We start from the raw sequence: 14602 nt of genomic DNA, 5'->3' as shown, positions 1-14602 counted from the left end.
ATTTCTAATGTTCCACGTGGAACAATTTAATTTTTTCATCCTCCTTAGACCTCATCAACAAGGTCTCTTTTTCACTTTTATCACCATATCCCATAAGGTGTAACACCCCATGAGCCATTACCCGCTTTAATTCAGTATCAAAATCAACACCATAATCTACCGCATTCTCCCCGACACGTTGAACAGAAATAAAAATATCTCCGGCGAGTCCATTTAAATCCTCATAAGGAAAAGTAATAATATCGGTGTAGGTATCATGATTTAGATAGTCTTGATTAATCTTTAATAGATACTCATCATCACAAAAAATAAAATCCAATTGCGTATGATCGCAATTTTCAGAACTAACTAGCCTACTAATCCAATCGGTAAACTTAGTTTCCTCCTCAATACTAAAATCAGTTTCGTAGTGAAAATCAATCATCTCCTCCAAAATATTCTTTAACCTTAATTTGAAAATTCTGCAGCAAAGGTAATGCTTGTCTGTTTAAAATCTCAACCTCATTACGATAATTATCTAATATTGAGGGTTTAGTAAGTATTGGGTTTTGAAACGCATCATTGCCTCTATTGCTCTCCCTTTTCTCTGACTTCCCCTGCTTAAGAGCAGCATTTTCCAATTTCAGCAGTTCACGGTTAATATTATTCATCTTATTAAGGCTTTGCTCAGTAACACCATTTCGTAATAAATCATTTTGAAAATCTTCCATCTGTTTGACCAATTTTTCTCCTATCCTCCGATCATCATTATTAATTAGATCCATCAATTGCTTCTCTAACTCTTCTCGCAAAGCTTGTTGTTCCTTATAAATTTCATAAATCTCACTTAACTCTTCCTCACTAGGCCCTCCCTGCTTAGCACCAGGACCTCCTTCACCACCAATTCCACCTTCTTTCCCTTTAGACCCTCCCGAGCCCTTTTCCTTGCCATCTTTACCTCCCTGACCATCACCCTCCTTACCACTACTACCGTCCTTTCCCTGCTTCTCTCCACTTCCCTCACCTTCCTTGCCCTCACCAGGGCTTTTTCCCTTAGACCCCTTCTTACCCATCTCTCCCAACTTCTCGCCCAATTTTTCTTGACCCATAATAATATCCGGTAATTGAAATGATTCCCCTTTTCCTTTACCCGAGCCCATACTCATATTCTGCTGCATATTTTCCAAAACATTGGCCAAAAAGTCCGAAAGACTATTAGAAGAATTCAAAACATACTTCTGATAGGAAGCCCCTTGATACATCTCACTCTCAGCCATACTTTCCAAAGCCTTATCCAAATTATAATACACCTCACCTATCTGTTCATTTACAAACTCTGTCATCTCCGCCTGCCTTAGGGATAAAGCAAACAAACTGTCATCCACATGCTTAAATAATTCCCTTAATTCCTGTTGTTTCTTAATGGCACCAGAATTGATCATACTAGACATCCCTGATTTACCCAAACTATAGTACAAACTCTCTTGTTTAAAAGAAAAGGTTATTAGATTATCCAACAATTGTCGCAACATCTCTGCATCTTCAGCTTCAGAGGTACCACCTCCTGCTACAGAACTGGACCGCATCAAATCTTCAGCGAGTTCTTTCATCTTTTTAGAAGCTGACTTTTGCTTGGATTTACCTTTGTCGGAGAGTTTTCTATCGTTTTGAGACGGATTTTCGGATTTAAGCTGTTTGCCAATCTCCTCCAAAGCATCCTTTTGTTCCGCCTTTACATCTTCCACCTTATTCTGATCCACTTCTAACTCCATCGGTTTTATAAGACTAGCATTATCCTTTTTCAATTCATCCAATTCCTTTGAAATATTATCGAATTTGGAACCTAATTTCTCCTGATCATCTTTCAAACTATCTAAATCAATATTTACCAATGATTCTTGTTCTTTGGCCAATTTATTTAATTCGGTTGCTAGCTGTTCCGATTTCTGTTGAATATAATACCGTTTGGTAAGCTCTAAAAGCTGTTCTAAATTACGATCCCCATTCTTCTGCCTCTTACCCAACTCCTCTAAGCGCCTAGCCAGATCCTCCTTGTCCAATTTCTCCGCTATTCTATTCAATTCATCCAACAATTGCTCATTCTTTTTGGCCTCTAGCTCCTGCCGTTCAATCCGCTCTTGGAGCAATTTATTCAACTTACTATCGTCATCCGTCTTTTTAAGATTTTCCTTTAGTTGACCATTGAACTTCTTCATTAATTCCTCTTGCTGCTGCTGCTGTTTCAAAAAATCCTTAATCCTATTCTGATCAGAAAAACTTAAACTACTATTCTCTTTTTGTTCCCTGGTTAATTCCTTTAAGGTCAGCTGTTGATCTTTAGATTTCTCCAAGGACTTATCAAAATTACTCAAAATGGACTTTTGAAAACTTAACTCCCTGTTTTTCAACATGTTATCATCTAGCAAGGTAGAGCTAAATACCTGACTCTTAGTTATTTTACCCTTGTGAATGGCATCATTATCCACAACCTCAAAATAAAAATCATAAGTTATACCTTCCACCAAATTTAACCCAGAAGGAAAAGTGTAATAAAATTTATCATAATTCAAATTAGGACTGGACAACACTAAAACCTTCCTGTCTTCCTCCCCTTTCATATAATAGACCAATCTAACCGTACTTAATTGGTAGTCATCAGTAGCCTCCCCAACGTAATAAGACACATTTGGATTTAAGGAATCCAATACCTGATTAACGCGCAAACTAGGGTAAGCATCCCTAATCACAGTAAAAAGATACCCTAACCTCTCATAATCCTTTATATTACTATTGGATGTAGCCAATTCATAATCCACATCTGCAAAAATTCTTTTAGAGAGCGTAAAACTATCCTCAGTCTTAATAAACAATTCAAAACTATTCCTAGAATGGAAAATAACATCCTCAGTTGCCATTGCATTAATACTCCACAATACTTCTGTACCTTCTGGAAAAACTGCATTTCCAGTACTCCTAATAACTTCATTATCTCTATTTGTATAGTCAGGATAATCCAAAACCATATTAAAATCAACAATTGAAGGAGTATCAAGAACATTTAAGAAATACTCTCTTGACCTAACCCCATTTGCTTCAAAATAAAAAGGAGTACTACGCAAGGGTGGAGAAAAAACATATTGATAAAAACCATCCCTAAACTGCAAAAGAAAATCCCTATCACCCACCACTATAGACACGGCTTCTGGCTTAATAGGCCCTTCGGTAGTCACCATTAAAGTTATAGAATTCTTGTCCAATACATTTAGATCTGTAGTAACCAATCTAAAACTAAAAGGCGCCGGCGGTTCATAAGCCAAGTCATAATTAATGACCCTTTTATATGAACTGAAGTATGAAACTATATCTCCTGAAACCCATATCAAAATAAATATACCAACTGGGATAAATAAATATTTCACATACCTAATATTATCCTTAAAGTTAATAGCCTTAACAAAAGGAACAGTACCCAAACCAGTGGATCGTTGCTGGATACTAGCCAATAACAATTCTGATTTAGAATCACTTTCTGCCAATTCCAACAAATTGTAAAGCTTATCATCAACCTCTGGGAAATACTTCCCAATCAGTAAAGAAGCCTCTTTATTACTTAATCCCCTTTTCCATTTAAATAAAAAGGATACAGGAATAATAATAAACTTCCACAACAAATACATTTCTGTCAATATAAAGAAAAGAAAGAGAATCAACCGTCCAGTAGAACTCAACCACAAATAATACTCTACACCTAAAACGAAAAAAAAGAAAAGCACACCAAACGTCAAAAAAAGAAGTAGCCCTTTAAGCAGCATCTTGGTATAGAACTTGGCAATAAAGGAATTAAGCTTACCTAATATATTTTTATAATTATCCAAAGTCAATCATATTTAGAACCAAGATACAAAAAAGCCAAATAGACACTGTACTACAAAAACCACTTAACCAAATAGAACGCTTTATGTATCTTTGGGAAAAAATTAATACAATGTCCAAAAAAGTACGCGTTCGTTTTGCTCCTAGCCCTACAGGGCCATTACATATTGGTGGTGTTCGTACTGCTCTATTCAATTATTTATTCGCCAAAAAGAACAACGGCGATTTCATATTGAGAATTGAGGACACCGATCAAAACCGTTATGTTCAGGGTGCAGAACAATACATAATAGATGCTCTTAACTGGTGTAATATCCCTTTCGATGAAGGTCCTGGAAAAGAGGCTGGATTTGGTCCATACCGCCAAAGTGAAAGAAAAGATCTATATAAAAAATATGCAGACACCCTAATTACCAGCGGTCATGCCTATTATGCTTTTGACACTAGTGAAGCACTAGATTCTCATAGAAAGGACCATGAGGAAAGAGGCAAGACATTTATTTACAATTACCACAATCGTTTAAAACTATCAAACTCCCTATCATTAACTGCAAATGAAACACAGGCCAAACTTGAGGCTGGAGAGGAGTATGTTATCCGATTCAAAACTCCACAAGATGAAGAATTACATCTCCACGATATCATAAGGGGCGACATAAAAATAGATACCAATACCCTTGACGACAAGGTGTTATTTAAGAGCGATGGAATGCCAACCTATCATCTAGCCAATATAGTTGATGACCATTTAATGCAAATAAGTCATGTAATAAGGGGTGAAGAATGGCTACCATCATTAGCCCTTCACCAACAACTATATGACGCATTTGGATGGGAAACTCCGCAATTTGGACATTTACCGCTAATCATGAAACCAGTTGGAAAAGGCAAGTTAAGTAAACGTGATGGCGCAAAAATGGGCTTTCCTGTTTTTCCACTTACATGGGATGATTCCGTTGGATACCGCGAAGAAGGATATTTTCCAGAAGCTGTTACCAATTTCTTGGCAATGCTTGGCTGGAACCCAGGTACAGAACAAGAAATATTTTCTCTTGATGAATTAGTAGCCGCCTTCAGTTTGGAAAGGGTAAACAAATCAGGAGCACGATTTGACCCAGACAAAACTAAATGGTACAATCAACACTATATGCAGACCACGGACAATTCCGAACTGGCAAATGCATTTTTGTTGAACCTGAAAACCAAAGCAATTAATTTACCACAAGGCAAGGATAATGCCAACTATGTTGTAGAAGTTGTATCCTTAATAAAGGAACGGGCTACATTTGTAAACGATTTTTGGGAATTAGGGAATTATTTCTTTACTGCGCCGGTAACCTACGATGATAAAGCGGTTAAGAAGCAATGGAAAGAAGACAGTGCTGCCATAATGTCCAAATTGTTAACGTTTATTGAAGGCATCGATGATTTTTCCTCTGAAAATCTTGAAAATCAAGTGAAGGGATGGATTACAGAGAATGAGCTATCCTTTGGAAAAGTTATGCCCCCATTACGCTTAGTTATTGTCGGCGAGATGAAAGGACCTCATATATTTGATATAATGGCCCTAATTGGCAAAAAAGATTGTTTGGAAAGAGTTAAAACGGCTATTTCAGTTCTGTAAACCAAGACTTAAACAATAATATGAGATTTAGCGGCAAATAAAGAAGAGGTTTATATGCCAAATGACATTTGAATTGTAACATCATGCAACAAAAAGCGACTTATCTGCAAAGTCTTTTGTAAATTCATTCACTAATTTTAAACACTAAATCATGGGTTCATTTTTACTTATTCCGCTACTTCTTTTCGGTTTTATTATTCTTTTTTCTTCATTCTTTACTGTCAAACAACAAACCGCCGTTATAATCGAGCGCTTTGGGAAATTTAATAGTGTCCGCACTTCAGGTTTAGGAATGAAAATTCCCCTTGTTGATAAAATTGTGGCCCGTGTAGGGCTTAAAATTCAACAATTGGATGTTATTGTGGAAACCAAAACCTTGGACGATGTTTTTGTAAAGCTTAAAATATCTGTACAGTACGTAGTGCTAAAGAACAAAGTGTACGAAGCATTTTATCAATTAGAGTATCCCCATGATCAAATTACTTCCTATGTATTTGATGTGGTACGTGCAGAAGTTCCAAAAATGAAACTGGATGATGTTTTTGTAAAAAAAGACGATATCGCGATTGCCGTTAAAACCGAGCTACAAGATGCGATGCTGGATTACGGGTATGATATCATAAAAACCTTAGTAACGGATATTGATCCGGATGGACAAGTTAAAGAAGCTATGAACCGTATAAATGCTTCTGAAAGGGAAAAAATTGCTGCACAGTTTGAAGGTGACGCAGCACGTATATTAATTGTAGAGAAAGCAAAAGCAGAAGCAGAAAGTAAAAGGCTCCAGGGACAAGGAATTGCCGATCAACGAAGGGAGATTGCCCGGGGACTGGAAGAATCAGTAGAAGTATTAAATAAAGTAGGTATTAATTCACAAGAGGCATCAGCGTTAATCGTTGTTACGCAGCATTATGATACACTACAATCTATAGGCGAAGCTACCAACAGCAATTTAATATTGTTGCCAAACTCACCACAGGCCGGAAGCGATATGTTGAACAACATGGTGGCCTCTTTTACTGCAAGTAATATAATAGGAGAAAATATGAAAACGCAAAATAAAAAGAAAGACACTAAATAAATTACAAGGTCCCTAAAAAAGCAAAAACCTTTTACTACTTGTGTTGAACAAGGGTAAAAGGTTTTTGCTTTACGATTAAGAACGAAACTAACTAAGTTTCTTAATAATCTTATTAGCTACAAAAGAAATAAGCAATTTTTTGGTTATCCCTGCAAATCCTCCCAATAAATTGGTAGGATATAAACTAGTCTTTGCATTATTAAAGTGCACTTTTAACTGCTCCTTATCAATCTGTTTCTGTAATTTAAGAATTCTCAATCTTTGATCTATTTCATCAAAAGAATTAAATGAAGGTATTTCCATAACTAGTTAATCAAAATAATATTCAGAAAACTTCTTTAACATAGGCTTATCCAATTTATCCCTGTATAAAAAACAAATTGTTCCAACAACTACGTAAAACAACCCTACAAACATAAATCCCAAGAAAGTATTTTCCAACCAAATGCCAATGCCATATGCCGCTGCAAAAGATAACATAAACAAAGCTAGTAAAGCTATGCTTCCCACCATCAGTACCTTGGCAAATGAGGTTAGGCTCCGCATTGTAATTTTAAACACTTGAAGCTTATAATACTCACCAGTATTTTCTATATACGACCTAACATCATTATCAATTTCGGTAAAACTTTCCTTAATATCCTCTAAAGCCATTTATCTTTATTTTACTTCTGTAGTTGTGCGTTCTTTACTTTTAGGTCGCTCAACTTTTTCTCCAACGCAGAAATTATATCGTCAGCCTTATAGCTCATATTAGAAATAGTTTCTTCCAATTTTTGATCAAAGTCAACTTTTTTGGCCTCAGCCGTTTTTGTCAACTCCTCTTTAGCATGGGATATCCTACTAGTGAGGTCATCCGTTGTTTCCATCGCTTTTTTCTTAATCCTTTTCCTGGTCTTGGTTCCCTTATCAGGAGCATATAAAATTCCTATTCCGGCACCAATTGCAGCACCTGTTAGCAAAGCCAACAAAGTATTTCCACTGTCATTTGTCATAATTATTGAATTTAATGTTAATACTTCCTATTTCCAATTAATTTACATCCAATTAAAACCATTCCCTGTTAATATCCAGTTAAATAAAAAGTCCTGGCCGCTCATGGAAATTATTGAAGTTCCAAATTATATACTGGAACAAATTCATTTTAAAATATGAAGCAGTTGTTATGAGTACAAAATTAAAAGCAAGGGGAATTATGGTTTGCCACTATCCAACAAACTTTTAACCTAAACCACTATGTTTGACAAATTTTCATCAAAAACCCGATCTAAGGCCGTATACCGCATCAAAAAACATATCAACATGGATTCACCTTCCCTCAAAAAAAAACCACAGCTACTTAGAGCTATGGCTTTCATTATTAATAGAAAATACCAATTGTTATATCAAAAGGCATCAACATAATTTATGTTACTTTTTTTCCTGAATTTTTGCCCAGGTATCCCTTAATCCGACGGTCCTATTGAACACCATTTTATTGGGTTTACTTTCCCTATCAATATTGAAATATCCCATACGTTGAAATTGGAATCGATCCCCAATCTTGGCATCGGCCAAACTTGGTTCTACAAAAGCCGAAATAATTTGTAAAGAATCAGCGTTTATAAAATCCAAAAAATCTTTGTCCTTATGAGAATCTGGTGTTTCATCGGTAAAAAGACGATCGTATAATCTAACCTCAGCTGTCAGGGCATGTTTTGCGGAAACCCAATGCAAAGTCCCCTTAACTTTTCTTAAACTCTCCTCCGTACCACTTCCACTCTTACTCTTAGGATCATAAGTACATTGAACTTCAATAATATTCCCATCAGTATCTTTTGTACAGGATTCCGCCTTAATGATATACCCATTCTTAAGGCGCACCTCGCCTCCAAGCTTTAATCTAAAAAACTTTCTATTGGCCTCCTCCAAAAAATCTTCCTGCTCAATATACAATTCCTTTGAAAAAGGCAGCTGTCTATAACCTGCAGCTTCGTCTTCCTGGTTGTTTTCTGCCTCTAACCATTCCTCTTTCCCATCTGCATAATTGGTTAAAACAACCTTGAGAGGATTTAAAACACCCATTACCCTTGGTGCAATCTTATTCAAATGTTCCCTTACATGGAATTCCAATAGGGAAACGTCCACAACATTGTCCCTTTTGGCAATACCTATGGTATCTGCAAAATTCCTTATAGACTTTGGTGTATAACCCCTTCTTCTCAATCCAGAAATAGTAGGCATTCTAGGGTCGTCCCAACTACTCACAAAGCCTTGTTCAACTAATTGCAACAACTTACGTTTACTGACAACGGTATGACTAAAATTTCTTCTTGCGAATTCCCTTTGTTTGGGGCGAACCAAATCCTTATCAACCACTTGATCCAAAAACCAATCATAAAGTTCCCTGTGCATAGCAAATTCTAGGGTACACAACGAGTGCGACACCTGTTCAATATAATCGCTCTCCCCGTGGGTCCAATCGTACATTGGGTAAATACACCAATCGGTATTAGTTCTGTGATGAGCCCTGTACAAAATCCTGTACATTATAGGATCACGCATCAACATATTGGTAGAGGCCATATCCACTTTTGCCCTTAAAACATGTTCCCCTTCCTTAAACTTTCCATCGCGCATACCCTCAAATAATTCAAGGTTCTCTTCCGCAGAACGATCCCTGAAAGGGCTAGGAGTCCCTGCTTCTGTAGGAGTCCCTTTTTGGATCGCAATCTCCTCGGAAGTCTGGCTATCCACATAGGCCTTACCTTGTTTTATGAGCATCAGGGCCCAATCGTATAGATTTTGAAAATAATCCGAAGCAAAACATTCTGTATCCCACTCATATCCGAGCCATTTCACGTCCTCTTTAATGGCATCTACATACTCCTGTTCTTCCTTGGCAGGGTTGGTGTCATCAAAACGCAAATTAACCGGAGCCTGATATCTTAATCCCAAACCGAAATTAAGGCATATAGAACTTGCATGTCCAATATGAAGATAGCCGTTTGGCTCGGGTGGAAATCTAAATCTAAGCTTACTTTTAGGAAAACCATTACCCAAATCTTCCTCAACAATATGCTCAATAAAATTTAGCGATTTTAATGCTTCACTCATATTCTCTTTTTTGATGCGCAAAGGTAGGGAAAATGCAGGGAAAGCAGACTATAAATTACGCATACCATACAATATTACGGGTTTCACAACAGATTTAAATGTCCTTACAACTTTAAATTTCTAGTATTATAATTATATGACATATTTGTTGTTGAATACTTTGTAACTCAAGATATTGCCAAATTTTAAAAAAAGTTATCTGATAATTATCAACAATAATAGCCGGTAGTAACCCCTAACTACAACATCTTATGAACCCGAACAAAAAAAATAACCTACTAATTTTCGTTCTAATAGTGATGGTGTTGGGTATAAACTCAATTACAGCCCAGACATTGAACAAACCTTCACCTGCCGATAACCCCAATTTAGCAGGTAATTCGGTTTGGACAGCTGCCTGTGCCTCCGCAACCTTTAACGAATACTTTATAAATTTTACCTGGCTACCAACGGTAAATAGTGACAATGAATTTGTATTAGAGCTATCCGATGCAAGCGGTTCATTTACCTCACCCAAAGAATTGAGCAAAGTATCAGATAAGAATTCGGACTTTGATTTTGAATTTAAGTTTTCATTACCCACAGATACTAGGGGAGATGCCTACAGATTTAGGGTAAGAAGCACAAGTCCAGCGAAAACAAGTCCGGTCTCAGATGCATTTGAAATGTATTATATAGATTTCAATTCAACTCTAGCGATTAGAGAATTAGGTGACTCTAATGCGCCACCATCACAAAAAATTCAAATTTGCGATGGCGGTACAACAACCTTGGAAGTATATAATGTAAGCAATCCAGAAACCTATCGGTATAATTGGTACAAAAATACATCCCCTTTTACCAGTAGTGGGAGTGGATCATCTATTGTAGTTTCTGAAAGTGGTTACTATGTTGTGGAACTGGATTACGGCTCCACCTGTTCTGGATCTGCAAATACCCAATCGTTATCCATAGAAGTCCAAATAGGAACTAGTGTAGGCTTAGCCTTGAACACACCAGTTGAAACCGAAATGTGCTCCGGTGAAAGTTATGCTCCCTTAGAAGCAAATATGAACTATCCCAGCCTTAACTATACATGGTACAAAGGATCAACAATTATTCAACCCAGTACAGCAGGTGCCTATACCTACGCCATAGATACTAATGACGCCGATTTTCCGGGAAACTACTCTGTAAAAATACAAGGCACTGGCATATGTACAGAAACATCCAATACAGTAACCATTAGTAATGCCAGTCTCTTTACCGTTACTAGGGATAACCCCTCCAATATGGTTATTTTACCAGGCGCTACCGCAAATTTAGCAGTGTCATCAGATGCAGCATCGGTAACCTACCAATGGTTTAAGGACAACCTAGCCATAACTGGGGAAACCAACAGTACGCTAACCGCAAACGCAGTAGGTGTCTATTACGCAGAAGTTACATTAAGCGGAGGCACCTGTACCTCGGCCTCCAAAAATACGGAAACCACAACCTTGGTCAACCCAGACTCTTTTGAGATAATTACCAACTACACCACGGAATATACCGATTGTGTTAATACCAGCGTAGCTATAGAGGTAAGTAAGATTAACGCAGTACTATCAGATGGCTCCAAAACAGATGTTACCGCAGATTTAAAAAGTAATTTCTCCTATCAGTGGACCAAAGACGGGACCAACGTTCCAAGTGCCAATGGTAGTTCTATTAGTTTAACAAATACTAGTGAAAACGGTGACTATAAAGTTCAAGCAACCTTGAACAGCTTTAATCCCAGCTCCAATACTTTACCAGTGGTGCTTCTTACAAATCAATCTCTAACAATTTCAGCAACTGGTAGTGTAATGTGTAATTCCAACGAAACAATTGATATTTCAACCACAACAGTACTTACCGGTGAGAGCTTCAATTGGTTTAAGGATGGCTTAAATCTAAATACGACCGCCGAATCCTTATCAGCTACGACTCCGGGTACTTATCAATTAATAATACAGAAAAACGGATGCGATCTAAGATCAAATGAAATTATTATATCGCCTCTGGACGCTTCCTTGATAGCCCTAAGCACTGCCAATAATGAAGTAGTATTTCCAGAAGGTGGTAGTAAAATAATTTCAGCCAGTGGAGCTATCAGCTATAAATGGTACGACCAAAATAATGTTCTTATCAGTGATACGGACACGGTTTCTATTACGCAGGAAGGAAGTTATTTAGTAACGGCGACCATTAACAATTGTGAGGTTTCTAAATCGTTTACCGCCTCTTTTCAGGATACCTTTGGTGTACCCAATGTAATAACTGCCAATGGAGATGGCTTTAACGATCAATGGATAATTCCCAATACATATACTAAAGACCCCAATATTTCAGTTATTATCTATAATGATAAGGGAGTGGAAGTACTTAACCAGAAACAGTACCAAAACAATTGGCCAGAGGCTACTATGAAATTCCCCAAGCAGAATATGGTCTTTTATTATACCATAAAAAATGCAAAAGAAATATTGAAAAAGGGAACTATTACAGTAATACGATAATATACCATGTTTAATAAAAACTATATATATATACTTTTCTTTTTTCTCTGCCTTACCAAGGTTACAGGGCAGGAAGACAATCCGTTTGTGTCTTACGATGTTCCTTCACAGAACCTTCTAAAATTCAATAGATTTCTAATAAATCCTACGTTTTCCACGGTAAGGGAAGACAAATCATATATCAATTTATTACACAGAAACCAATCGGTATCTTTCAATGATAACAACCAAGACTATTTCTTAAGCTACAGTGGTCGCGTTAACGACCGCAGTGGACTAGGTCTAAGCCTATATACCCAGAGAGAAGGATTAATATCCAACTACGGAGTTATGGCCAATTATGCCTATGGCATAAAATTAAGCGATAAAAGTAACTTTACCTTTGGGGCTAACCTTGCCTATTACAATAGTGGCTTTGACAGAAACCGAGCCAATGCTTTAGATCCCAATGACCCAGCATTAAACGGGTTACAGGATTCTAATCTTTTATCTTTTCAACCAGGGTTCAATCTTTCTTATGGAAAGTTTGATTTTGGCGTATTCGCTGAAAACCTATTTGATTATAACCTAAAGACCAGTGAAACAATAACCCAATTCGGAGATAAAACATTTTCTGGCCATTTACAATATACACATCAGTTTGAAAACGGTGATGGTATTTTGGAGGAAGGCCGACTAATGCCATTGGCACGGGTACGTAAAATTGGAACTGAAGAGGTCGTATTAGGCGGAAGTTTAATCCTAGACTTGCCAAAATTAGGTTGGTTACAAGGAGGTTATGATAGCTTTTATGGTGCATCGGCAGGTATTGGTTTTAACATAAATCGCAGGCTTTCTTTAGGGTACACCATGGAAAAAGGACTGTCTAACAATTTTGACAATTTTGGACTCACCCATGAAATTTCCTTTGCCTACTCTATAACCCCAACACTTACAGAAGACCGGGTAATGTTAGAAGAAGGTTACGAGGAGCTTGCGCAGAATGAAGAGGAACCTGAAGAGAAATTAACGGCACAACAACTGGAAATAGAAAAACTTAAAAAGGCTCTGGCAGAAAATGATGAGATTTTGGCCGAGTTAATGTTCCGTCAGGATTCATCGGAAACCAACCGCCAAAAGGATTTGGAACGCAGGTTCGAAATGGTAATGAAAATGGTTCGAGAGGAAACACAGGGCAAGCGACCTGAAATAGAAGAAAAAGCCAAAAGCATGTACCTAGTAAATAATGCAAACGGAGGCTTAGTGACCAATTCAAAACCAACTACAAAGGAAGATAAACCGAATGTTATAAATTCAATTTCCAAACCCAAAGACGCCATAGTAACTAGAGAAGTGGAGACCAAAATTACCCCAAGAACTCAGAAAGAAGATAACCAAGAAAATGATGAGTTTACAAGGGTAGCCCAACAAAACAATATTAAGAGTCGGAAATTTAGGAATTTGGAAGGCGTAGCCGATGGGTACTATGTGGTAGCCAATGTTTATAAGGGCGAAAAATATCTAAACAAGTTCGTTGAAGAACTTGCAAATAATGGGGTTAGGGCAGACTATTTCGAAAATTCGAACAATGGCCTTAAATATGTATATCTAGAAAGATTTGATACTTGGCAAGAAGCCATGGCAGCGCATAAATCAAACTTAAACGGTTCCTATAACAAAGATATGTGGATCATGAATGTTGATAATACCCGTTATACAGATGCTGATAAGGCCTATGTAGAGAACGTAATTAAAATTAAGGAAAAATCATCTAAATATGCGGTGGACCAACTACAGAAAAATGTGGTTGTTAAAGATAACGTTACCTCCAACAACCCAACAGCCAAAATATACAAGATAAATGGTTTGGGAAGTGGATATTATATTATAGCCAATGTATTTGCCAACGCCAATAATGCCAATCGTTTTGTAAAGATGTTAAATGCTCAAGGACTAAGCGCCAGCTACTTTATAAACCCAGAAAATAATTATCGGTATGTTTATCTAAAAAGACACGAGTCTTGGAACAATGCACTTGTTTCATACTATTCTAAAATCAACGATACTTATACTGATAAGATGTGGATCATGCGGGTAACACCAAATCAGATTACCTAATCAAAAGTTGATATAAATTTTCGTCTATCTATCCTATTGATTAGTTCAAAGAACAGATCAACTAATATAATTGCCTTTTTAAACTAATCTAAAAAATGGCAAGCTAGGGATTTATCCATGGCCAAAAATGTTTCTAAACTTACCATAAGAAATTAATCAATAACACAGTATTTCTGTACGGAGGTTCGCTCGACAAAAATTAAAATATTTTGAATTCTGTACCGTCCTATTCTTAGGAAATTTCTATTGATGGTAAGAAATTCAAATTTCTCAATTTAGTTTAAAAGAGGGACATACTTATTTTTTCAAAAGTTGAAAGACTACGAACTTCCC

Annotated in this window: 10 protein-coding genes; 4 read left to right on the top strand and 6 right to left on the bottom strand. The window is 36.9% G+C overall.

Annotated features, from left to right (window positions below; genetic code table 11):
* Nucleotides 1–4 precede the first annotated feature (4 nt).
* Entirely contained in the window at nt 5–424 is a 420-nt protein-coding gene (ybeY, locus tag CWD90_RS13495; protein ID WP_103476595.1) for an rRNA maturation RNase YbeY, read from the bottom strand.
* Nucleotides 417–3854 carry a coiled-coil domain-containing protein gene (locus tag CWD90_RS13490; RefSeq protein WP_103476622.1) on the bottom strand — a complete coding sequence of 1146 codons (3438 nt, stop codon included), beginning with the start codon at nt 3852–3854 and terminating at the stop codon, nt 417–419. The genes ybeY and CWD90_RS13490 overlap by 8 nt, the downstream gene beginning before the upstream one ends.
* 110 nt (nt 3855–3964) lie before the next feature.
* On the opposite strand from CWD90_RS13490, the gene gltX reads away from it, so the two are divergent.
* Nucleotides 3965–5476, top strand: coding sequence for a glutamate--tRNA ligase (gltX, locus tag CWD90_RS13485; RefSeq protein WP_103476621.1), 1512 nt, complete (start codon nt 3965–3967; stop codon nt 5474–5476).
* Between the two features lie 151 nt (nt 5477–5627).
* Nucleotides 5628–6557 (top strand): SPFH domain-containing protein, encoded by a 930-nt coding sequence (locus CWD90_RS13480; protein WP_103476594.1) that lies wholly within the window; start codon nt 5628–5630, stop codon nt 6555–6557.
* 87 nt (nt 6558–6644) lie between these two features.
* On the opposite strand, the gene CWD90_RS13475 is transcribed toward CWD90_RS13480, so the two are convergent.
* From CWD90_RS13475 to CWD90_RS13460, 4 genes are all read right to left on the bottom strand, one after another.
* Nucleotides 6645–6860, bottom strand: a complete 216-nt coding sequence (locus CWD90_RS13475) for a DUF6327 family protein (protein ID WP_103476593.1) — start codon at nt 6858–6860, stop codon at nt 6645–6647.
* A 6-nt stretch (nt 6861–6866) separates the two neighbouring features.
* Nucleotides 6867–7211, bottom strand: a complete 345-nt coding sequence (locus CWD90_RS13470; RefSeq protein WP_103476592.1) for a phage holin family protein — start codon at nt 7209–7211, stop codon at nt 6867–6869.
* 11 nt (nt 7212–7222) lie between these two features.
* Complete coding sequence (locus CWD90_RS13465; protein ID WP_103476591.1) at nt 7223–7552, bottom strand: YtxH domain-containing protein; 330 nt, start codon at nt 7550–7552, stop codon at nt 7223–7225.
* Between the two features lie 415 nt (nt 7553–7967).
* Nucleotides 7968–9653: a glutamine--tRNA ligase/YqeY domain fusion protein gene (locus CWD90_RS13460; protein WP_103476590.1), complete on the bottom strand. Its 1686-nt coding sequence runs from the start codon at nt 9651–9653 to the stop codon at nt 7968–7970.
* 251 nt (nt 9654–9904) lie between these two features.
* Here CWD90_RS13460 and CWD90_RS13455 point away from each other — a divergent pair, with 251 nt between their 5' ends.
* Together CWD90_RS13455 and CWD90_RS13450 are read left to right on the top strand one after the other, a co-directional pair.
* Nucleotides 9905–12172 carry a T9SS type B sorting domain-containing protein gene (locus tag CWD90_RS13455; protein ID WP_103476589.1) on the top strand — a complete coding sequence of 756 codons (2268 nt, stop codon included), beginning with the start codon at nt 9905–9907 and terminating at the stop codon, nt 12170–12172.
* Between the two features lie 6 nt (nt 12173–12178).
* Complete coding sequence (locus tag CWD90_RS13450) at nt 12179–14269, top strand: PorP/SprF family type IX secretion system membrane protein (RefSeq protein WP_103476588.1); 2091 nt, start codon at nt 12179–12181, stop codon at nt 14267–14269.
* Nucleotides 14270–14602 lie beyond the last annotated feature (333 nt).

The organism is Arenibacter catalasegens (genome assembly GCF_002909235.1).
Taxonomy (GTDB): Bacteria; Bacteroidota; Bacteroidia; order Flavobacteriales; family Flavobacteriaceae; genus Arenibacter; species Arenibacter catalasegens.
Note: the sequence above shows the minus strand (reverse complement) of the source record. Positions and strands in the feature narration are given on the sequence as shown.

Coding starts and splice junctions, on each gene's coding strand:
- CWD90_RS13450 (WP_103476588.1), top strand. CDS start 12,179: ATGTTTAATAAAAACTATATATATATACTTTTCTTTTTTCTCTGCCTT.
- CWD90_RS13470 (WP_103476592.1), bottom strand. CDS start 7,211: ATGGCTTTAGAGGATATTAAGGAAAGTTTTACCGAAATTGATAATGAT.
- CWD90_RS13460 (WP_103476590.1), bottom strand. CDS start 9,653: ATGAGTGAAGCATTAAAATCGCTAAATTTTATTGAGCATATTGTTGAG.
- CWD90_RS13480 (WP_103476594.1), top strand. CDS start 5,628: ATGGGTTCATTTTTACTTATTCCGCTACTTCTTTTCGGTTTTATTATT.
- CWD90_RS13475 (WP_103476593.1), bottom strand. CDS start 6,860: ATGGAAATACCTTCATTTAATTCTTTTGATGAAATAGATCAAAGATTG.
- gltX (WP_103476621.1), top strand. CDS start 3,965: ATGTCCAAAAAAGTACGCGTTCGTTTTGCTCCTAGCCCTACAGGGCCA.
- ybeY (WP_103476595.1), bottom strand. CDS start 424: ATGATTGATTTTCACTACGAAACTGATTTTAGTATTGAGGAGGAAACT.
- CWD90_RS13465 (WP_103476591.1), bottom strand. CDS start 7,552: ATGACAAATGACAGTGGAAATACTTTGTTGGCTTTGCTAACAGGTGCT.
- CWD90_RS13455 (WP_103476589.1), top strand. CDS start 9,905: ATGAACCCGAACAAAAAAAATAACCTACTAATTTTCGTTCTAATAGTG.